Origin of the sequence: Roseovarius sp. CH_XMU1461, assembly GCF_037027165.1 — a bacterium.
Lineage (GTDB): Bacteria > Pseudomonadota > Alphaproteobacteria > Rhodobacterales > Rhodobacteraceae > Roseovarius > Roseovarius nubinhibens.
The window spans coordinates 737,945-758,345 of sequence record NZ_JAYMDV010000002.1; the positions used below are offsets into that span (position 1 = coordinate 737,945).

Consider the following 20,401-nt stretch of genomic DNA (forward strand, 5'->3'; position numbering starts at 1 on the left):
TAATTTATTTACATTTTGCATTTCACGCAGCGTGAAATTTAAGGATTCAACCGTAGGATATTCCACGCGTCACCAATTTTTTCACGTCTCCAGACGAACCTATCGTGCAACCGGAAGGCCCCATCGGCCCAGAACTCAATTTCTAGTGGTATAATGCGATAGCCACCCCAATATGGCGGTCGATCGGGGCTCACGCCCTTGGTCGCGGTGATCTTGGCGACCTTCGCCATCAGACTCTGCCGCGAGGCGAGTGGCCGCGACTGCTCTGACGCCCAGGCGCCGAGCCGGCTTTGCAGCGACCGCGAGGCAAAATAGGCGTCCGCCTCCGGCCCCTCTTCGCGGGTCACAAGCCCGCGCATCCGCACCTGACGGCGCAGGCTCTTCCAATGCAGCACCATCGCCGCCTTGCCCTGACCGTCGATCTCCCGGCCCTTGGCGCTCTCATAATTCGTATAGAAAACAATGCTGTCTTCCGCGATCGTCTTGAGCAGAACCATCCGCACATTGGGCAGCCCATGTTCATCCACCGTGGCCAGCGCCATGGCGTTGGGATCGTTGGGCTCGCTCGCCTCGGCCTCGCCGAGCCATTGCCGCGCGATCTCGAACGGATCATCCCCTGCGAAAATTCCAGTACGATCGGACATCTGCCGTCCCCTTCTCCACGTTCCACATCTGGGCCGCGGTGATTCGCCTTAAACTAACGCATAGTTTCATGACATCACTGCGACGCTATTCGCGCTGCCCAGTCTTGATGCCTCCATGCCATTGGCCTAAAGGAACAGTAAAGATTGAACTGGACCGAGGACAGGACATGTCAAATCAACTGATGGCGGGCAAACGCGGACTTATCATGGGGCTCGCCAACGACAAGTCCATTGCCTGGGGCATTGCCAAGGCCTGCGCCGACGCCGGCGCCGAACTGGCCTTTACCTATATGGGCGACGCCTTCCGCAAGCGGGTCGAACCGCTCGCCCAACAGCTCGGCGTGCCGCATCTCTATGATTGCGACGTCTCCAAACCCGAAAGCATCGACGCCGCCTTTGCCGAGATCGAAAAGACCTGGGGCAAGATCGACTTTCTCGTCCATGCCATCGGCTTTTCCGACAAGAACGAACTGCGCGGTCGCTATGTCGACACCAGCCGCGAAAACTTCCTGATGACGATGGATGTCTCCTGCTTCAGCTTCACCGCCGTGGCCAAACGCGCCGAAAAGCTGATGACCGATGGCGGCTCGATGCTGACGCTGACCTATTACGGCGCCGAACAGGTCATGCCCCATTATAATGTGATGGGGGTCGCCAAGGCGGCGCTCGAGGCCTCGGTCAAATATCTCGCCGAAGACCTCGGCAAGGACGGCATCCGCGTCAACGCGATCTCCGCCGGCCCGATCAAGACACTCGCCGCCAGCGGCATCGGCGATTTCCGCTATATCCTGAAATGGAACGAGCTGAACTCGCCGCTGCGCCGCAATGTGACCATCGACGATGTCGGCAATTCGGCGCTCTACCTGCTGAGCGATCTCGGCTCCGGCGTCACCGGCGAGAACCTGCATGTCGACGCAGGCTATCACATCGTCGGCATGAAGGCCGTGGACGCGCCCGATATCGACGCCACTGGCAAGGGCTGAGCGCGGCTATGGAGCCCGCGCAGCTCATTGCCTTCAATCTGACGCTGCTCGCCGCGCTGATCAGCCCCGGCCCCGCCATGCTTTTGGCGCTGCGCACGACGCTTGTGTCGGGCCGCCGCGCCGGGGTGATGACGGGGCTCGGCCTCGGCCTCGCCGCGGCGCTCTGGACGACGCTGGCGCTGCTCGGGCTCGACGCGGTTTTTACCCTCTTTCCCTGGGCCTTTCTAGCGCTGAAACTGCTGGGCGCGGGCTATCTCCTCTATCTCGCCGTCACCATCTGGCGCCGCGCGGGCGATCCGCTGCCCGCCATGGCGACGACCGCCCCCGCCGCCCGGCGCAGCTTTGTGGCCGGGCTGCTGGTCAACCTCTCCAATCCGAAATCCATGCTCTTTGCCTCCGCCGTGCTGGTGGTCATCTTCCCGCGCGACATTCCGCTCGGGGACAAGGCGCTGATCGTGATCAATCACATGCTGGTGGAATGGCTCGCCTATGGCGGCTTTGCCCTCCTGCTCTCGACGCGGCGCGCCCGCGATGGCTATCTGCGGCTCAAACCCCTGTTTGACCGCATCGCCGCCGCCGTGCTCGGCCTTCTCGGCCTGCGCCTTCTCTTCACTCGTTAACGGACCGACCCCATGACCGATCAACTTCCCCATGAAAAAGGCTTCCATGTCAGCTGGGACCAGCTTCACCGCGACGCCCGCGCGCTGGCCTGGCGGCTCGATGGCAAGGGGCCGGAAAATGGCGAATGGCGCGCCCTCGTGGCGATCACCCGCGGCGGCATGGCCCCGGCGATGATCATCGCCCGCGAGCTGGACATTCGCACCGTCGATACGATCTCGATCAAGAGCTACGACCACCAGACCCAGGGCGCGGCCCAGATCACCAAGGCCCCCGACATGGATCTGATCGGCGACGGTCACGGCGTGTTGGTGATCGACGATCTCGTCGACACCGGCCGCACGCTCGAAGTGGTGCGCAAGCTCCTGCCCAAGGCCCATATCGCCACGGTCTATGCCAAGCCCAAGAGCCGCGATCTCGTACAGACCTATGTCACCGAGGTGAGCCAGGACACGTGGATTTTCTTCCCCTGGGATCTCGCTTTGCAATATGTAGAACCGTATCGCGGCCGCTAAAATCGCCACAGTCGCTTTGCCGACGCGATACCGACGTAGTACCGACAGGGAATTTTCGCCATGACACGCCCGCTGCCCCGTACCGAAGGCACGTTCTTTCCGCCCGTGATGGAGGCCCGCCGCTGGCTCGACGGGGTGGAATTTCCCGCCGACCGCCCGCTCATCAACGTGAGCCAGGCCGCCCCGGTCGACCCGCCCCCGGAACCGCTGCGTCAGGTGATCGCCGATGCCGCGCTGAACCGTCCCGAGGCGCATCTCTACGGCCCGGTTCTGGGCCTGCCCGAGCTGCGCGAAGAGGTCGCCAAGCAATGGTCTGACGCCTATTCCGGGACCATTGTTGCGGGCAATGTCGGGATCACCTCCGGCTGCAATCAGGCCTTCTGCGCCACCCTCTCGACGCTCTGCGGCGAAGGGGATGAGATCATCCTGCCAACCCCTTGGTATTTCAACCATAAAATGTGGCTCGACATGGTTGGCGTGACGGCTGTGCCGCTGGCCACCGGCGATGATCTGCTGCCCGACCCTGAGGCCGCCCGGGCGCTCATCACCCCGCGCACCCGCGCCATCGTGCTGGTCAGCCCCAACAACCCCGGCGGCGTCGAATACCCGCCCGAACTCTTGCGCGCCATGTACCAGCTCGCGCAAAGCCACGGCATCGCCCTCATCGTCGATGAGACCTACCGCGATTTCGACGCCCGCAGCGGCGCGCCGCATGATCTCTTTGGCGATGAGAACTGGGGCGACACGCTCATTCAGCTCTATTCCTTCTCCAAGGCCTACCGGCTCACCGGGCACCGCGTCGGCGCCATGGTCTGCGCACCACAACGCCTTGCACAGGCAGAGAAATTTCTTGACACCGTCACCATCTGCCCGAACCAGCTGGGCCAGATCGCGGCGCTCTGGGGGATGCAGAACCTCGGCCAATGGGTCGCCGGTGAGCGGGCCGAAATCCTCGACCGCCGCGCCGCCATTTCCGAACATTTCCCCAAGGTCGAAGCAACCGGCTGGCGGCTTCTCGGCTGCGGCGCCTATTTCGCCTATGTCGAGCATCCCTTCGCCCTGCCCTCGAATGAACTGGCCCCCGCCCTCGTCCGCGAGGCCGGCGTGCTGGTGCTGCCCGGCACCATGTTCATGCCCGAAGAGGACCCCGCCGGTCAGCGTCAGCTCCGCATCGCCTTCGCCAATGTCGACCGCGCCGGAATTGCAGAGCTTTTCGACCGTTTGTCACAGGTTTCGCTGCCCCTTGCCCCCGCATCCGGCAAGGCTTAGACAGACCGGAACACCCTTTAAACACCTTAGCCGCGCGAGGTCTCATGGCGTCTGGAAACACATTGTCGAAAACCGCCGTCTGGATTCTGATGGGCCTTTTGATCCTCGGCCTCGGCGGCTTTGGCGTGACCAATCTCTCTGGCAATGTCCAGAGCGTCGGATCGGTCGGCGACACCAAGATCGACATCAACGATTACGCCCGCACCCTGCAAAATGAAATCCGCGCCCTCGAGGCCCAGCGCGGCGAACGGCTCTCCTTCGCTCAGGCCCGCGAGCTCGGTCTCGATCAGGCGGTGCTCGGGCGGCTGGTGACCACCACCGCGCTCGAGGATGAGACGCAACGCATCGGCATTTCCATCGGCGACGCAAACCTCCGCGACGAGATCCTCAACATTCAGGCCTTCCAAGGTCTCGATGGCAAGTTCGACCGCCAAGCCTATGAATTTGCTCTGCAACAGGCCGGTCTCAACGAGACCCGCTTTGAGGAAGACATGCGCGCCGAAACCGCCCGCACGCTGCTGCAAGGTGCCGTGGTGGCCGGGGTCCGCGCCCCCGAGGCCTATGGCGACACGCTGATCAACTACCTCGGCGAACGCCGCGACATCAGCTGGGCCGTGCTTGCCCGCGCCGATCTGCAAACCGGCCTGCCCGAGCCCACCGAGGACGATCTCGCCGCCTATCACGAGGCGCATCAGGCCGACTTCACCACGCCCGAAACCAAGGCGATCACCTATGCCTGGCTCACCCCCGACATGATCCTCGACACGGTCGAGGTCGACGAGGACGCCCTGCGCGCCGCCTATGACGAGCGCAGCGCCGAATATAACCAGCCCGAGCGCCGCCTTGTCGAACGTCTCGTCTTCCTCGACACTGCCGCCGCCAGCGATGCGCTCGCGCGGATCGAGAGCGGCGAGGCGAGCTTTGAGGATCTGGTCGCCGCCCGCGATCTGGAACTCTCTGACGTCGACATCGGCGACGTGACCCGGGCCCAGCTCGGCGCCGCTGGCGACACCGTCTTTGCCGCCGAGGCTGGCGATGTGGTCGGCCCGGTCGACACCGATCTCGGCCCCGCCCTCTTCCGCGTCAACGGCGTGCTCGCGGCGCAGGTCGTGCCCTTTGAAGAGGCCGAACCGATGCTCCGGGACGAGCTCGCCGGCGACCGCGCCCGCCGCGTGATCGAAAGCAGCATGGACAATATCGACGATCTGCTCGCCGGGGGCGCCACGATCGAGGGACTGGCCCAGGAAACCGATCTGGAGCTTGGCAAGATCGACTGGCACCCCGAGGTGACCGAGGGCATCGGCGGCTATGAAAGCTTCCGTCAGGCCGCCGCCGCCATCACCACCGACGACTACCCGCAGGTGATCGAGCTCGACGATGGCGGCCTCTTCGCCATGCGGCTCGACGAAACCGTCGCCCCGCGCGTGCAGCCGGTGGAGGAGGTGCGCGACGCGCTGGCCGAGGCCTGGACGCGGCAGACCATCGTCGAGGCGCTGCGCAGCCAATCGGAGGCCGACATCGCGGCGCTGAGCCAGGGCACATCCTTTGAAGAACTCGGCTATACCGACATCACCACCGCCAAGGACATCACCCGCCGCGGCTTTGACGTCGACGCGCCCCGCGAATTCATCGAAACCGTGTTCGAGATGGAGCCGGGTCAGGTGGAAATCGTCGAGGGCAACGGCCGCCTCTTCCTGCTGCGGCTCGACGCGGTCAACGCGCCCGATGCCGAGGCGCAGGATCTCGTGGTGCTGAGCCAGGTGCTCAAGAACCAGGCGGCGAACTCGCTCTCGCAGGATCTGTTTCAGGCGCTGGCCGATGACATTCGCGCCCGAGCGGGCATCACGCTCGATCAATCGGCGCTCAATGCCGTCCATGCGAACTTCCAATAACGGAGCCTTCCGGTGGATCTGACCCCAAGTTTTGACGATTTTGCCGCGGGCTTTACCGCGGGCAAGAACCAGGTGGTCTATGCAAGGCTCGCCGCCGATCTCGACACGCCCGTGTCGCTGATGCTCAAGCTCACCGGCGCGGCCCGCGATGCGTTCTTGCTCGAATCCGTCACCGGCGGCGAGGTGCGCGGGCGCTATTCGATCATCGGGATGAAACCGGATGTGGTCTGGCAATGCCACGGTCCTGCGAGCCGCATCAACCGCGACGCCCGGTTCGATGGCGACGCCTTCACCGATCAGGAGGGCGATCCGCTCACCAATCTGCGCGCGCTGATCGAGGAAAGCCGCATCGACCTGCCCGAAGACCTCCCCGCCGCGAGCGCCGGGCTCTTTGGCTATCTCGGCTATGACATGATCCGGCTCGTCGAACATCTGCCCGATGTGAACCCCGATCCGCTCGGCCTGCCCGATGCGCTGATGCTGCGGCCTTCGGTGGTCGCGGTGCTCGACGGGGTCAAGGGCGAGGTGATCGTGGTCTCTCCGGCCTGGGTCGGCTCGGGCCAATCGGCCAAGGCCGCCTATGCGCAGGCCGCCGAACGGGTGATGGATGCGGTGCGCGATCTCGAACGCGCCCTGCCCCAGAACACCCGCGATCTGGGCGAGGCCCGCGAGGACGCGGCGCCGGTGTCGAACTTCACCCGCGAGGGCTATAAACAGGCGGTCGAGAAGGCCAAGGAATATATCCGCGCTGGCGACATCTTTCAGGTGGTCCCGTCACAGCGCTGGACCCAGCCCTTCCGCCAGCCGCCTTTCGCCCTCTATCGCAGCCTGCGGCGCACCAACCCGTCGCCCTTCATGTTCTATTTCAACTTCGGCGGTTTTCAGGTGGTGGGCGCCAGCCCCGAAATCCTCGTCCGCGTCTTCGGCAACGAAGTGACCATCCGCCCCATAGCCGGCACCCGCCCGCGCGGCGCGACCCCTGCCGAGGACCGCGCCAACGAGGCCGATCTGATGGCCGACCAGAAAGAGCTGGCCGAACATCTCATGCTCTTGGATCTCGGCCGCAATGATGTGGGCCGCGTTGCCAAAATCGGCACCGTGCGCCCGACCGAAGAATTCATCATCGAACGCTATAGCCACGTCATGCATATCGTCTCGAATGTGGTGGGCGAACTGGCCCCGGACCAGGACGCGCTCGGCGCGCTTCTGGCCGGTCTGCCCGCCGGCACCGTGTCCGGCGCGCCCAAGGTCCGCGCGATGGAGATCATCGACGAGCTCGAGCCGGAAAAGCGCGGCGTCTATGGTGGCGGCGTCGGCTATTTCAGCGCCGGCGGCGACATGGATGTTTGTATCGCACTGCGCACGGCGGTGGTGAAGGACGAGAACCTCTATATTCAGGCTGGCGGTGGCGTGGTCTATGACAGCGATCCCGAGGCCGAATATATGGAGACGGTGCATAAATCGAACGCCATCCGCCGCGCCGCGGCCGATGCGGCACGGTTCACCGGCAATGGCAATGGCTGAGCTTGCCGGGACACAGCTTCCCGGCCTGCTTCACGGTCTGCCGCCCGTGGACGCATGAGCCGGCTTCTGCTCTTCAACAAACCCTTCGGCGTGCTGAGCCAGTTCACCGATCGCGGCACTGCCGACAGCCCGCGCGCGACCCTCTCGGACCATATCAACATCCCCGGCGTCTATCCGGCGGGGCGGCTTGATCGCGACAGCGAGGGGCTCTTGCTGCTCACCGATGATGGCAAGCTGCAGGCGCGGATCAGCCATCCGAAATTCAAAGCGCCCAAGACCTATCTGGTGCAGGTCGAGGGCGAACCGGATGACGCGGCCCTCGCGGCGCTGCGCCGGGGCGTGACGCTCAAGGACGGCCCGACCCGCCCGGCGCAGGCCGAGAGGATCGCGCCGCCTGTTCTCTGGCCACGCGATCCGCCGGTGCGCTATCGCAAATCCGTGCCGGACAGCTGGCTGCGCCTCACCATCACCGAGGGCCGCAACCGACAGGTGCGACGGATGACGGCGCATGTGGGCTATCCGACCCTGCGGCTGGTGCGCTGGTCGGTGGGGGATTGGACGCTCGACGGCATCGCCCCCGGCACCTGGCAAGAGGCGAAATCCACACAGTCGTAATACCGACGTGTTACTGCTGTGTGACCGCATCCTCATTTCCGGCCTTGAGCACCGCCGACACCGGGGCCAAGGCGACCTGGCTCACCCGGTCCTGCAGCCCCCAGATCAGCAGCGCACTGACCGTCTCGGCCCGCAACCGCCCGAGCATGATCACCCCGCCCTCGAGCCGGCTCGCCTTGAACGCGCCCTGATCGAGAAAGCGCCGGATCACCGTGGCCGTCTGCCCATCGCTATCGAAGTCGCGAAAGATCGTGGCCGTCGGCACGCCCTCGCGCGCGATGAGCTTGCTTGCCGTGTCCAAACCCTTGGGAAACATCAGCAATCCGTGACCAGTTTCCTTGAGGATCGGGGCCAGTTGCTCGGCCGCTTCGCGGCTTGATTGCAGGCCGGTGCCGGTGCCTTCCATCACGGCGACCGCCTCTGGCAGCTCGGCAAAAAGCGTCTGCATCGTGGTCTCCGTGTCCGCCGCCGAGGCGCCTTGCGGCAGGTCGGTGAGGATCAAAACCTCGAACCCCGCCGCCCGATACCGCGCCATCGCCTCCGCCGCCCCGTCCGAATTCGGGTCGACCGCAAAGCTCAACGGATAAGGAAACGCCGCCAGCGCCTCCAACCCAATCGGCGACCGCCCATTATCGATCAACACGATCGACACCATTGGCTTGCCCTCCGGGTTGTCGAACTCGGCGGCATGGGCCTCGATCGCGGGCAGATCCGTGGGCGCAAGCTCTGGCAGCGCCTCTGCCGTATCCGCCTCTGTCTGAGCCGCTTCGGTCTCGGCCCCGATGCTGGGCAGCCGGTTGGTGGTGACATTTTTGGCCAGGTTGCCCACGGTTTTCGACGGCTCCGGCTCGGCCGCTTTCGGCGCGGGCTCTGGCACCACGGGCAGCATATGCTCAGCCTCATTGCGTTCACTATCAGGGGTTTGCGCGCCATCCTCGGCCGCGCCCGCCTCTTGAGACACGGCTCCTGCGCCCTCCGGAGCGGTCGCTGCATCGGCCAGTTCAGAGCTGGGGAAACTGCCGCTCTCGGCACTGGCAAAGCCGGTGGCCTCCTCCTCGGCCTGGGGGGCCATGGGTTGGGCCGGGTCGGTGGAAATCGACAGATCCGAATCGGCGGCAGGCGCTTCGGGCGCGACCGCTTGCGGGCTGGGCAGCACCGGGTTTTCCACCTCGCCCGCCATGCCCGTGGCCTCTTGGCCCGGCTCGGGCGCGGCCAATGTGGGCTCGGCCATCTCGGCGCTCGGCTCGGCGGCAGGGTCGGTATCCGCCCCTTGCAGGCTGCTCAGATCATCGGGGCTGGCGCTCTCGATCTTGGGGGCCATACCGGCCTGCGGCGTCTCTTCGGTGGTGGGCAGCGTGACCTCGCCATCCTCGCGCGCGGCGTTGAACTTGGACCCCGCAGGCACCTCGGCGCGCCCGGCCTGTGGTGCGGTGTCCCCCGGCAGCGGTGACATCAGCGACGCCGCCCCCAGACCAACCCCCGAGACCACAGTTCCGGCCAAAATCCCTGCGATAAACTTGCGTGCCATGCTCGTTCGCCCTCATTATTTCCCGTGGGCAGGTCTGCCCCTCTTGACGCTCCTGCCCAAGACTGAACAAGTATACCGCGACGATGGGCCGGGCCGCCAGCCCCCGAAATACCCCGAGAGAGCCGATATGCTTCTTCTGATCGATAACTATGACAGCTTCACCTACAACCTCGTGCATTATCTGGGCGAGCTGGGGGCCGAAGTGGTGGTCAAACGCAATGACGCGCTGAATGTGCAAGAGGCGATGGCGATGAATCCGGCGGGCATTCTGCTGTCGCCCGGGCCCTGCGATCCCGATCAGGCGGGCATCTGTCTCGCCCTGACCGAGGCCGCCGCCGAGACGAAAACTCCGCTGATGGGCGTCTGCCTTGGGCATCAGACCATCGGTCAGGCCTTTGGCGGCAAGGTGCTGCGCCATTCCGAGATCGTGCATGGCAAGATGGGGATGATGCATCATACCGGCAAAGGCGTCTTCGCCGGCCTGCCCACGCCCTTTGAGGCGACGCGCTATCATTCGCTGGTGGTCGATCGCGAGAGCCTGCCGGACAGTCTCGAAATCACGGCCGAGCTCGAAGATGGCACGATCATGGGGCTGCAGCATCGCACGCTGCCCATTCAAGGCGTTCAGTTTCACCCGGAATCCATCGCCTCGGAACATGGGCATGCGCTGCTCAAGAATTTCCTCGACCTGATGCCGGTGGCGGCATGAGTGATGCGCTCAAGCCGCTGATCGGTGCGGCCGCCGATCGTCCGCTGACCCGTGCCGAGGCCGAAACCGCGTTCCAGATCCTCTTTGACGGCGAAGCCACCCCGGCCCAGATCGGCGGGCTTCTGATGGCGCTGCGCACAAGGGGCGAGACGGTGGATGAATATGCCGCCGCCGCCGCCGTGATGCGCGCGAAATGCCGCAAGGTCCGCGCGCCAGAAGGCGCAATGGACATCGTCGGCACCGGTGGCGACGGCAAGGGCACGCTCAATATTTCGACCGCCACTGCCTTTGTCGTGGCCGGCTGCGGCGTGCCGGTGGCCAAACATGGCAACCGCAACCTGAGCTCGAAATCCGGCGCGGCCGATGCGCTGACCCAGATGGGCATCAATGTGATGGTCGGGCCGAATGTGGTTGAAAAATCGCTCGATCAGGTGGGCATCGCCTTCATGATGGCGCCCATGCATCACCCGGCCATGGCCCATGTCGGCCCGGTCCGGACCGAGCTCGCGACGCGCACGATCTTTAATATTCTCGGCCCCCTGACCAACCCCGCGGGCGCCCGGCGTCAGCTCACCGGCGCTTTTTCCCGGTCGCTCATCCGGCCCATGGCCGAGGTCTTGGGCATTCTCGGCTCGGAACGCGCCTGGCTCGTCCATGGCAGCGACGGCACGGACGAGCTGACCATCACCGGGGTGAGCTGGGTCGCGGATCTCGGGCTCGACGGGCAGATCTCTGAATACGAGCTGCATCCCGAAGAGGCAGGCCTGCCGGTACACCCGTTCGAGGCGATCCTCGGCGGTGATCCGGCGCAGAACGCAGCGGCGTTCCGCGAGTTGCTCTCGGGCGCGCCCGGGGCCTACCGCGACGCGGTGCTGCTCAACTCGGCCGCCGCTCTGGTGGTTGCGGGCCATGCCGACACGTTGCGCCAAGGCGCGGAAAAAGCGGCGGAGAGCATCGACAGCGGGGCCGCCCGCACTAAGATAGAAGAATTAGCTAAAATCACTTCGGAGGCTGCATGAGCACGCCCACCATCCTTGAGAAAATCAAGGCCTACAAGCTTGAAGAAATCGCGGCCGACAAGGCGCAGGTCTCGCTCGATGAGCTCGAGAACATGGCCCGCAATGCCGACCCGGTGCGCCCCTTTGCCGAGGCGCTCGAACTGGCATCGAAACAGGGCTATGGGCTGATTGCCGAGATTAAGAAGGCGAGCCCCTCCAAGGGCCTTATCCGCGAAGATTTCGATCCCGCCACCTTGGCCGAGGCCTATGCCGAGGGCGGCGCGACCTGCCTTTCGGTGCTGACCGACACGCCGAGCTTTCAGGGCGCCAAATCCTTTCTGACCGAGGCGCGCGCCGCCTGCGATCTGCCCGCGCTGCGCAAGGATTTCATGTATGACCCCTATCAGGTGGTCGAGGCCCGCAGCCTCAATGCCGATTGCATCCTGATCATCATGGGCAGCGTCTCGGATGAACAGGCGGCCGAGCTTGAGGCCGCCGCGCAGGAGTGGGGTATGGACGCCCTGCTCGAGGTGCATAACGCCGAAGAGCTCGAACGCGCCACGCGGCTCAATTCGCGGATGATCGGGATCAACAACCGCGATCTCAACACGTTCGAGACCACGCTCGATACCACCCGCAAGCTGGCGAAACTGGTGCCCGTGGATCGGATGATCGTCTGCGAAAGCGGCATTTTCACGCCTGAGGATCTCGCCGATATGGCCCGCTACGGCGCGCGCAGCTTTCTCATCGGCGAGGCGCTCATGCGCCAAGAGAACGTGGCCAGCGCCACCCGCGAGCTTTTGGCAAATCCGCTCATGTCCGGCGGGATGTGATGGCCGAGCTCACCCATTTCGACGCCAAGGGCGACGCCCATATGGTCGATGTCTCTGACAAGCCGGTGACATCGCGCGTGGCCACCGCGCGCGGCCATGTCACCATGGCGCAAGAGACCTTCGCGATGATCTCTGAAGGCCGCGCCAAGAAGGGCGATGTGCTCTCGGTCGCGCGGCTGGCGGGGATCATGGGGGCCAAGAAAACACCCGAGCTCATCCCGCTCTGCCACCCCCTGCCCGTCACCAAAGTCGCGGTCGAACTGACGCTCGATCCCGCGCTGCCGGGGGTCGAGATCGAAGCCACGGTCAAGACCACTGGCCAGACCGGCGTCGAGATGGAGGCGCTCACCGCCGTCAGCACCGCCGCGCTCACAGTCTATGACATGGTCAAGGCGGTGGATAAGGCGATGCAGATCGGCGGCATTCGCGTCACGCTCAAAGAGGGCGGGAAATCCGGCCGCTACACCGCCGAATGATCTCGGTCGAGACGGCGCTCGACCAACTCTTCGCGCTGGTCTCTCCCGGCGCGGTGGAAGAGGTGCCGCTTGCCGAGGCCGGTCAGCGCGTGCTGGCCCGGGCTGTCACCACCTCGCTCACCCAGCCCCCCTTTGCCGCTTCCGCCATGGATGGCTATGCTGTGGCCGCCTCCCGCGTCACTCCCGGGGCCCGGTTCCGCGTCATCGGCGAGGCGGCGGCAGGCCATGGGTTCGACGGGCTCGTGGCCGAGGATTACGCCGTGCGGATCTTTACCGGCGCGCCGCTGCCCGAGGGCACCGACCGGGTGGTGATCCAAGAGGATGTGACGCGCGAGGGCGACATCATCACCCTCAAGGACGCGCTCGACGAGGCGGCTTACGTCCGCCCTGCCGGTGCCGATTTCGAGGCCGGTATGCGCCTCGATGCGCCGCGCCTGCTTGGCCCCTCGGACATCGCGCTGCTGGCGGCGATGAACATCGCCCGCGTGCCGGTTGTGGCGCGGCCCAATGTGGCGCTTCTCGCCACGGGCGACGAATTGGTGATGCCCGGCGAGATCCCCGGCCCCGATCAAATCATCGCCTCCAACAGTTTCGGCCTCAAGGCGCTGGTGGAAAGCCTCGGCGCCACCGCCCGGCTCTTGCCCATCGCGCGGGACAACGAGACCTCGCTGCGCATGGCCTTCGACCTCGCCGCCGATGCCGATCTGATCGTCACCATTGGCGGCGCGTCGGTGGGCGATCATGATCTCGTGGGCCCGGTGGCCGAGACGATGGGGCTGCAGCGGAGCTTTTACAAGATCGCCATGCGGCCGGGCAAACCGCTGATGGCGGGGCGCATGGGCGATGCGGCGATGATCGGCCTGCCCGGCAATCCGGTCTCGGCCATGGTCTGCGGCCATGTGTTCCTCGCGCCAGTGATCCGCGCCATGCTCTGCCTGCCCGCCCGCGCCGCGCCGCGCTATCAGGCGCGCCTCGGGGCGGATATCTCCGCCAACGGCCCGCGCGAGCATTACATGCGCGCCATCCTCGACGGCGACACGATCACCGCCCAGCCCCGTCAGGACAGTGCCCTCCTGTCGGTTCTCGCCGCCTCCAACGCGCTCCTGATCCGCCCGGTGGGTGACGGGCCGCGACGCGCGGGGGAGACTGTCGACTATATCCCCCTCTGACCGCTCCAATAGGCCCCGTTTGCAGTGCAACAGCCATCACTGTTGACACAAAACGAGAACATGCGTAGAACAAAAGTTAACTCATGGTCCGATGGAGGGGCAAATGCTGACGAAAAAACAGCTCGATCTGCTCGACTATATCAACAAGCGCATTCAACGCGACGGCGTCCCGCCGAGCTTTGACGAAATGAAAGAGGCGCTGGACCTGCGGTCCAAGTCGGGCATTCACCGGCTGATCACCGCGCTCGAAGAACGCGGCTTTATCCGCCGTCTCGCCCATCGTGCCCGGGCGCTCGAGATCGTGAAACTCCCCGAGAGCCTCGGCGGTGCCCCGGCCCACGGCTTTACCCCGCGTGTCATCGAAGGCGACCGTCCCGAGGCGGGTCAGCCCGCCAATGCCCGCCCGGTCGAGGTGCACGCGCTGGAACTGCCGGTCATGGGCCGCATCGCCGCCGGTGTGCCGATCGAAGCGATCAACCATGTCTCGCATAACGTGGCCGTCCCCGGCGCGATGGTCAGCGGTCAGGGCAATCACTACGCGCTCGAGGTCAAGGGCGACTCGATGATCGAGGCTGGCATCAATGACGGCGATATCGTGGTGATCCGCGAGACATCGACCGCCGACAATGGCGATATCGTCGTGGCGCTGGTCGAGGATCAGGAGGCCACGCTCAAACGGTTCTTCCGTCGCGGCGGTGCCATCGCGCTCGAGGCGGCGAACCCAGCCTATGAAACCCGCGTCCTGCCCGATGACAAGGTCAAGGTGCAGGGTCGTCTCGTCGGGCTGATCCGCAGCTACTGACGCCGGATTTCACGACTGTTCCAAAGCCGCGTGCCTGAGACCTGGCGCGCGGTAATCGTTTTGACCTCCCCCTTGCGAAGATAGAGCGCCACCGCGCCGCTCTGCCGCAGGGATCTGGGTGAAAACACCTGACATGGCAGGGCGTTCTGGTCAGGGTCCTTGGGCGTCACCAACCTCTGCGACGCGGTGCATCCATCAAACCCCCTGACCTCCTGCGCCCCGCGCAATACCCGCAGGTCCCAACGCGCGATCTCCGCGGAGCCCGCCTCCCAGCGGGCCGCGGCCGCCGCCTGATCCCCCGCATCGCCATCGTTTTCGAGCCAGTTCATCGCGACAAACCCCGCCCCCCGCTCGCGGCTGAGCGCACGGCCTGCCTCGGTCATCACGCCGACCAGCCGCCCGTCCTCCGAGATGAGCACCTTTGGCCGCTCGGCCCCGGACCAGATCCAGAATCCCGCGACCACCGGCAACAGTCCGAAGAACCGCAGCTTCCCCTGCCAGAGGATCACGAAAAGCGCGCCCAGTGCCAGACAGGGGATCACCCATGGCCCCGGCGCGGTCACCACCCCGCGCGCGCCCTCGAGCTCCGCGACCCAATGCGCCACGCCAAGGATCCAGCGCAGGCCAAGCCCCATGATCCAGAGCCCCAGTGCCTCGCCACCCAATGGCATCAGGCTCACGCTCAGCACCGCCGCAGGCATCACCCAGACCCCCATGAGCGGCACCGAGACGAGATTGGCCAAGAGCCCGTAATGCGCGATCTGATTGAAATGCGCCGCCGCAAAGGGCGCGGTGGCGAGCCCCGCGACCAGCGACGAGATCACCACCGTCGTCACAGGCCGTAGCCAGCCGGGGACCCATCCGCGCTCATAGCTCGAAACCCTGCCAAACACCGCCACCAGCGCCGTCGTCGCGGCAAAGGACATCTGAAACCCCGGACCGAGCATCGCCTCAGGCCGCAGCGCCAGCACGATGATCGCCGCCAGCGCCACGGCCCGCAGGCTGATCGCGCGCCGGTCGAGCATCACCGCAACCAGCATCACCGCCACCATGACAAAGGCCCGCTCGGTCGCCACATTGCCACCTGAAAGCCCCAGATAGACCGCCGCCGCCGCCAGCGCGCCAGCGGCTGCGAATTTCCGGATGGGCCAGCGCAGCGCGAGCGGCGGTACACAGGCCATGATCAACCGCAACGAGGCAAAGACAAACCCCGCCAGCAACCCCATATGCAGCCCCGAGATCGCCAAGAGATGCGCGAGGTTGGACACCCTGAGCGCCTGCAACGTCTCTTGCGTCATCGCCGATCTGTCACCGGTGATGATCGCCGCCGCAAAGCCCCCCGGCTCGCCCGGCAGGGCCGCTTGCACCCGTTCCGACATGGCCAGCCGAAGCCCTGCCCAGGAGAACCCTGCCGCCTCATCTGTCGCCCGCAGCACGGGCACCCGGGTATAACCCACCGCTCCCAGACGCAGGAACCAGGCATGGCGCTGAAAATCGAACCCGCCCGGCTCCACCGGCCCGCCGGGCGGCGACAGATGGGCGGTGGTCATCACGATCTGCCCGGGCCGCGCCGTCCCCCCCGCCCCGCCATGCAGTGCGATGCGCACCCGGTTCGGCGTCCGCTCCGGGCTCATATTATAAAGGACCACTTGATCAAGGGTCAGCCGCATCGCGTCGGACCCGGACCGATCCATCGCCACGACCCGCCCCTCCACCGGCCCGTAATAGCGAAAGCCAAGCACCGGCCCTGCCACCAGATGTGCCCGCAGACCCGCCAGCGCCAGACCGCCGAGGATCAAACCGGCCGCCACCACCAGGGGGCGCAGCGCCTCGGGCAAGAGCCTCACCCCGAGAAGCAGCATCGCGGCGGCCGCCCCCGCCGCCCAGAGCACGCCGGGCTGCGGCTCTTGACGCAGGCCAAAGAAAATCCCGATCCCGATCCCGATCATCACCGGCACCCAGGCAAAGAGATGCCCGCGCTGCGCCAAAAGCACCGCGCCGATCGCGTCCCGGGGCCCTGCCCAGAACGCCCGCGCGCCCGTCTCTTCCATAGCGGCCAATGCTTGTCTCCTTGCCAGCGGCCCGATAGACAGACGCCAAACCTATGCCCCACATCGTTACCGAAAGGTTAAAGGCTCTCATGACCGACGCCGTAGTCACCCGTTTCGCGCCCTCTCCCACCGGCTATCTCCACATCGGCGGGGCGCGCACCGCGCTCTTCAACTGGCTCTATGCGCGCGGTCGCGGCGGCAAGTTCCTGTTGCGCATCGAAGACACCGACCGCGCCCGTTCGACCCCCGAGGCAACCCAGGCCATTCTCGACGGCATGGCCTGGCTCGGGCTCGATCATGATGGCGAGGTGATCAGCCAGTTCGACCGCGCCCCGCGTCACGCCGAGGTCGCGCATCAGCTTCTGGCCGAGGGCAAGGCCTATAAATGCTTTGCCAGCCAGGACGAAATTCAGGCCTTCCGTGACGAAGCCCGCGCCGAAGGCCGATCGACGCTTTATCAAAGCCCGTGGCGCGATGCCGATCCCGCGAGCCACCCGGACGCGCCCTATGTGGTGCGCATCAAGGCCCCGCGCGACGGCGCGACCACCATCCGTGACGAGGTGCAGGGCGATGTCACCATCCGCAACGATCAGCTCGACGATATGGTGCTGCTGCGCTCGGACGGGACGCCGGTCTATATGCTGGCGGTCGCCGTCGATGATCACGACATGGGCGTGACCCATGTGATCCGGGGCGACGACCATCTCAACAATGCCGCGCGGCAAATGATGATCTATGAGGCGATGGGATGGCCGCTGCCCACCTATGCCCATATCCCGCTTATCCACGGGCCCGATGGCAAGAAACTCTCGAAACGCCACGGCGCGCTGGGCGTCGAGGAATATCGCGATATGGGCTACCCGGCTGCGGGCATGCGCAACTATCTGGCGCGCCTCGGCTGGAGCCATGGTGACGACGAGTTTTTCACCGACGCCCAGGCGCAAGAGTGGTTCGACCTCAAGGGAATCGGCAAATCGCCGGCCCGGTTCGACTTTAAAAAGCTCGAAAACATCTGCGGCCAGCATATCGCCATCACCGACGATGCTGCACTGCTGCATGACGTCACGGCATTTGCGGTGGCGCAAGACAAGGTCACGTTGAGTGACGTAAAATTGAGCCGGCTACAGGCGGCCATGCCGCAGCTCAAGGAACGGGCCAAAACCTACCCAGAACTCCTTGAAAAAGCGCATTTTGCGCTGGCCGAACGCCCCATCGACATCGAGGAAAAAGCCGCCGCTCAGCTCGATACTGTATCCCGTGGTATACTAAGCGAATTGACGCCGCAGTTGCAAAATGCTACGTGGTCTCGCGAGGCGATCGAGGCTTTGGCCCAAGCGTTCGCTGAAAGCAAAGACATGAAATTTGGCAAGCTGGCGGGCCCGCTTCGGGCTGCCTTGGCAGGTCGCACCGCGACGCCCAGCGTTTTCGATATGATGCTGGTTCTGGGGCGAGAGGAAACCCTCGCTCGGCTGTCTGATGCGTCTGGCGATGCGTAGTTACGCGTAGACACGCCGAATCTCTTGCGGGAAACGCTCCCGCCGCGCAGCATGCGCCCCGGAGAGACCGGGCGCGCCCCGAGACAACTGGAGGAATGAAGATGGCAGAACCTGGAAAGACCGCGAAGCTTGAAATCGACGGCAAAACCTATGAGTTGCCGGTCTTTACGCCCACTGCCGGCCCCGATGTCATCGACATCCGCAAGCTCTATGGTCAGGCGGGTGTGTTCACCTATGACCCGGGCTTTACCTCGACGGCGAGCTGCGACAGCACCATCACCTATATCGATGGCGGCAAGGGCGAGCTGTTGCACCGCGGCTATCCGATCGATCAGCTGGCCGAGAAATCGCATTATCTCGAGGTCTGCTACCTGCTGCTCTACGGCGAACTGCCCTCGACGGCCCAGCTCGAAGATTTCGAGAGCCGCGTGACCAATCACACGATGCTGCACGAACAGATGCACTTCCTCTTCCGCGGCTTCCGCCGGGATGCGCATCCGATGGCGATCATGGTGGGCGTGGTCGGGGCGCTGTCGGCCTTCTACCATGACAGCACCGACATCAACGATCCGTGGCAGCGCGAAGTGGCGTCGATCCGGATGATCGCCAAGATGCCGACCATCGCCGCCATGGCCTATAAATACACCATCGGCCAGCCCTTCGTGTACCCGCGCAACGACGTCGATTACGCCTCGAACTTCCTGCGCATGTGCTTTGCGGTGCCGGCCGAGGATTACGAGGTCAACCCGATCCTGAGCCGCGCGATGGACCGGATCTTCACCTTGCATGCCGATCACGAACAAAACGCCTCGACCTCGACCGTGCGTCTGGCCTCGTCTTCGGGTGCCAACCCCTTCGCCTGTATCGCGGCGGGCATCGCCTGCCTCTGGGGCCCGGCCCACGGCGGCGCCAACCAGGCCTGCCTCGAAATGCTGCGCGAGATCGGCAGCGTCGACCGAATCCCCGAATTCATCGCCCGCGCCAAGGACAAGGACGACCCGTTCCGCCTGATGGGCTTTGGCCACCGCGTCTACAAAAACTTTGACCCCCGCGCCAAAGTGATGAAGCAAAGCGCCGACGAGGTGCTCGACCTGCTCGGCGTCGAGGACAACCCGACGCTTCAGGTTGCCAAGGAACTCGAGAAACAGGCGCTGGCCGATCCCTATTTCGCCGAAAAGAAGCTCTTCCCGAACGTCGATTTCTATTCGGGCATCATTCTCGAGGCGATGGGCTTCCCGACCTCGATGTTCACCCCGATCTTCGCGCTGTCGCGCACCGTCGGCTGGATTTCGCAGTGGAAGGAAATGATCGCCGATCCACAGCTCAAGATCGGCCGCCCGCGTCAGCTCTATCAGGGCGAGACCTTCCGCGATTACGTGGACATGGAAAACCGCTGAACGAACTAAAAAACCGCCCCGGAGACACCTCCGGGGCGGTTTTCTTTTGGCCACAAACCCGCTTCTTCTGGCGTCAAATATCCTCGCCGAAGGCGAAACTCCTAGCGTCCCTCGTATTCCGCCGGACGCTTTTCGAGAAAGGCCATCACGCCTTCCTTGAAATCACGCGTCTTGCCGCATTCCCCCTGAAGCCGCGCCTCAAGCTCGAGCTGACCTTCGAGATCATGATCCCAGGCGCCGCGAATGGCGGTTTTCAGATGGCGATAGGCCTCGGTCGGCCCCTTGGCGAGACTGGCGGCCCGGGCGGCCCAGTGATCCGCAAACGCCTCCTCCGGCACCGCTTCCCAGATCATCCCCCAGGCGCTCGCCTGTTCGGCGCTGATCGGCTCGGCAAAAAGCGCCGCGCCCATCGCCTTGGCCGCCCCCATCTGACGCGGCAGCCAATAGGTGCCGCCCGCATCGGGGATCAGACCGATCCGGGTAAAGGCTTGCAGGAAATAGGCTTTCTCCGAGGCAATGACCACATCCGCCGCCAGCGCCAGATTGGCCCCGGCCCCCGCCGCCGGCCCGTTGACCGCGCTGATCGTCGGCACCGGGCACGTGCCGATGGCATGCAGCATCGGCACATATTCCTCGCGCAACACCCGTTCGAGATCGAGATTGGCCGCGTTGCCGCCATCGCTCAGATCCTGGCCTGAGCAAAACGCCTTGCCATTGCCGGTGAGCACCACCACCCGCGCCTCACGACCGGCATGGCTCATGGCGTCGGTGATCTCGATCCGCATCGCGGAGTTGAGCGCGTTCATCCGGTCGGGCCGGTTCAGGGCGATCACCGCCACATCATCGGTTACGGTATAGGTGATGGTCTTATAGTCGCGCATC

19 protein-coding genes are annotated in these 20,401 nt (G+C 64.9%); 15 read left to right on the forward strand and 4 right to left on the reverse strand.

Annotated elements, in window-relative coordinates; all coding sequences use genetic code 11:
* Positions 1 to 38: 38 nt before the first annotated feature.
* On the reverse strand, positions 39 to 644 hold the full coding sequence (gene pdxH, locus WA237_RS08885) for a pyridoxamine 5'-phosphate oxidase (RefSeq protein WP_336097399.1): 606 nt from the start codon (positions 642 to 644) through the stop codon (positions 39 to 41).
* A gap of 167 nt (positions 645 to 811) precedes the next feature.
* On the opposite strand from pdxH, the gene fabI reads away from it, so the two are divergent.
* From fabI to WA237_RS08920, 7 genes are read left to right on the forward strand one after another with little or no spacing between them, the layout of a single operon-like run.
* Positions 812 to 1,627 carry an enoyl-ACP reductase FabI gene (gene fabI / locus WA237_RS08890; RefSeq protein WP_216017250.1) on the forward strand — a complete coding sequence of 272 codons (816 nt, stop codon included), beginning with the start codon at positions 812 to 814 and terminating at the stop codon, positions 1,625 to 1,627.
* Positions 1,628 to 1,635: 8 nt separating this feature from the next.
* A complete protein-coding gene (locus WA237_RS08895) occupies positions 1,636 to 2,247 on the forward strand; it encodes a LysE family translocator (RefSeq protein ID WP_336097400.1) in 612 nt (203 codons plus the stop codon).
* Positions 2,248 to 2,259: 12 nt separating this feature from the next.
* Complete coding sequence (gene gpt, locus WA237_RS08900) at positions 2,260 to 2,760, forward strand: xanthine phosphoribosyltransferase (protein ID WP_009814973.1); 501 nt, start codon at positions 2,260 to 2,262, stop codon at positions 2,758 to 2,760.
* A gap of 60 nt (positions 2,761 to 2,820) precedes the next feature.
* Positions 2,821 to 4,029, forward strand: a complete 1,209-nt coding sequence (locus tag WA237_RS08905) for an aminotransferase (protein ID WP_336097401.1) — start codon at positions 2,821 to 2,823, stop codon at positions 4,027 to 4,029.
* Between the two features lie 44 nt (positions 4,030 to 4,073).
* On the forward strand, positions 4,074 to 5,921 hold the full coding sequence (locus WA237_RS08910) for a peptidyl-prolyl cis-trans isomerase (protein ID WP_336097402.1): 1,848 nt from the start codon (positions 4,074 to 4,076) through the stop codon (positions 5,919 to 5,921).
* A 12-nt stretch (positions 5,922 to 5,933) separates the two neighbouring features.
* Positions 5,934 to 7,445 (forward strand): anthranilate synthase component I, encoded by a 1,512-nt coding sequence (trpE, locus tag WA237_RS08915; protein ID WP_336097403.1) that lies wholly within the window; start codon positions 5,934 to 5,936, stop codon positions 7,443 to 7,445.
* Between the two features lie 54 nt (positions 7,446 to 7,499).
* Positions 7,500 to 8,060, forward strand: coding sequence for a pseudouridine synthase (locus WA237_RS08920; RefSeq protein ID WP_336097404.1), 561 nt, complete (start codon positions 7,500 to 7,502; stop codon positions 8,058 to 8,060).
* 10 nt (positions 8,061 to 8,070) lie between these two features.
* On the opposite strand, the gene WA237_RS08925 is transcribed toward WA237_RS08920, so the two are convergent.
* Entirely contained in the window at positions 8,071 to 9,588 is a 1,518-nt protein-coding gene (locus WA237_RS08925) for a divergent polysaccharide deacteylase family protein (RefSeq protein ID WP_336097405.1), read from the reverse strand.
* 127 nt (positions 9,589 to 9,715) lie between these two features.
* Between WA237_RS08925 and WA237_RS08930 the strand changes: the two genes are divergently transcribed.
* The 6 genes from WA237_RS08930 (at position 9,716) to lexA (ending at position 14,575) form a co-directional block, all read left to right on the forward strand.
* Entirely contained in the window at positions 9,716 to 10,297 is a 582-nt protein-coding gene (locus WA237_RS08930) for an anthranilate synthase component II (protein WP_286905530.1), read from the forward strand.
* Positions 10,294 to 11,316 carry an anthranilate phosphoribosyltransferase gene (gene trpD / locus WA237_RS08935; RefSeq protein WP_216017255.1) on the forward strand — a complete coding sequence of 341 codons (1,023 nt, stop codon included), beginning with the start codon at positions 10,294 to 10,296 and terminating at the stop codon, positions 11,314 to 11,316. Before WA237_RS08930 ends, trpD begins: the two co-directional genes overlap by 4 nt.
* Positions 11,313 to 12,128, forward strand: a complete 816-nt coding sequence (trpC, locus tag WA237_RS08940) for an indole-3-glycerol phosphate synthase TrpC (protein WP_009814965.1) — start codon at positions 11,313 to 11,315, stop codon at positions 12,126 to 12,128. Before trpD ends, trpC begins: the two co-directional genes overlap by 4 nt.
* Entirely contained in the window at positions 12,128 to 12,604 is a 477-nt protein-coding gene (gene moaC, locus WA237_RS08945) for a cyclic pyranopterin monophosphate synthase MoaC (RefSeq protein WP_336097406.1), read from the forward strand. Before trpC ends, moaC begins: the two co-directional genes overlap by 1 nt.
* Positions 12,601 to 13,773, forward strand: a complete 1,173-nt coding sequence (locus WA237_RS08950) for a molybdopterin molybdotransferase MoeA (RefSeq protein ID WP_336097407.1) — start codon at positions 12,601 to 12,603, stop codon at positions 13,771 to 13,773. Before moaC ends, WA237_RS08950 begins: the two co-directional genes overlap by 4 nt.
* A 103-nt stretch (positions 13,774 to 13,876) precedes the next feature.
* Positions 13,877 to 14,575 (forward strand): transcriptional repressor LexA, encoded by a 699-nt coding sequence (gene lexA, locus WA237_RS08955; protein ID WP_009814962.1) that lies wholly within the window; start codon positions 13,877 to 13,879, stop codon positions 14,573 to 14,575.
* Here lexA and WA237_RS08960 read toward each other — a convergent pair.
* Positions 14,569 to 16,626 carry a ComEC/Rec2 family competence protein gene (locus WA237_RS08960; RefSeq protein ID WP_336097473.1) on the reverse strand — a complete coding sequence of 686 codons (2,058 nt, stop codon included), beginning with the start codon at positions 16,624 to 16,626 and terminating at the stop codon, positions 14,569 to 14,571. The genes lexA and WA237_RS08960 overlap by 7 nt on opposite strands.
* A gap of 89 nt (positions 16,627 to 16,715) precedes the next feature.
* On the opposite strand from WA237_RS08960, the gene gltX reads away from it, so the two are divergent.
* Complete coding sequence (gene gltX / locus WA237_RS08965; protein WP_336097408.1) at positions 16,716 to 18,122, forward strand: glutamate--tRNA ligase; 1,407 nt, start codon at positions 16,716 to 16,718, stop codon at positions 18,120 to 18,122.
* 101 nt (positions 18,123 to 18,223) lie between these two features.
* Positions 18,224 to 19,519 (forward strand): citrate synthase, encoded by a 1,296-nt coding sequence (gltA, locus tag WA237_RS08970; RefSeq protein ID WP_040618587.1) that lies wholly within the window; start codon positions 18,224 to 18,226, stop codon positions 19,517 to 19,519.
* Between the two features lie 101 nt (positions 19,520 to 19,620).
* Here gltA and WA237_RS08975 read toward each other — a convergent pair whose 3' ends face one another.
* The gene (locus WA237_RS08975; RefSeq protein ID WP_336097409.1) at positions 19,621 to 20,400 is read right to left on the reverse strand and encodes an enoyl-CoA hydratase-related protein; all 780 of its coding nucleotides are present in this window, start codon (positions 20,398 to 20,400) and stop codon (positions 19,621 to 19,623) included.
* Position 20,401 lies beyond the last annotated feature (1 nt).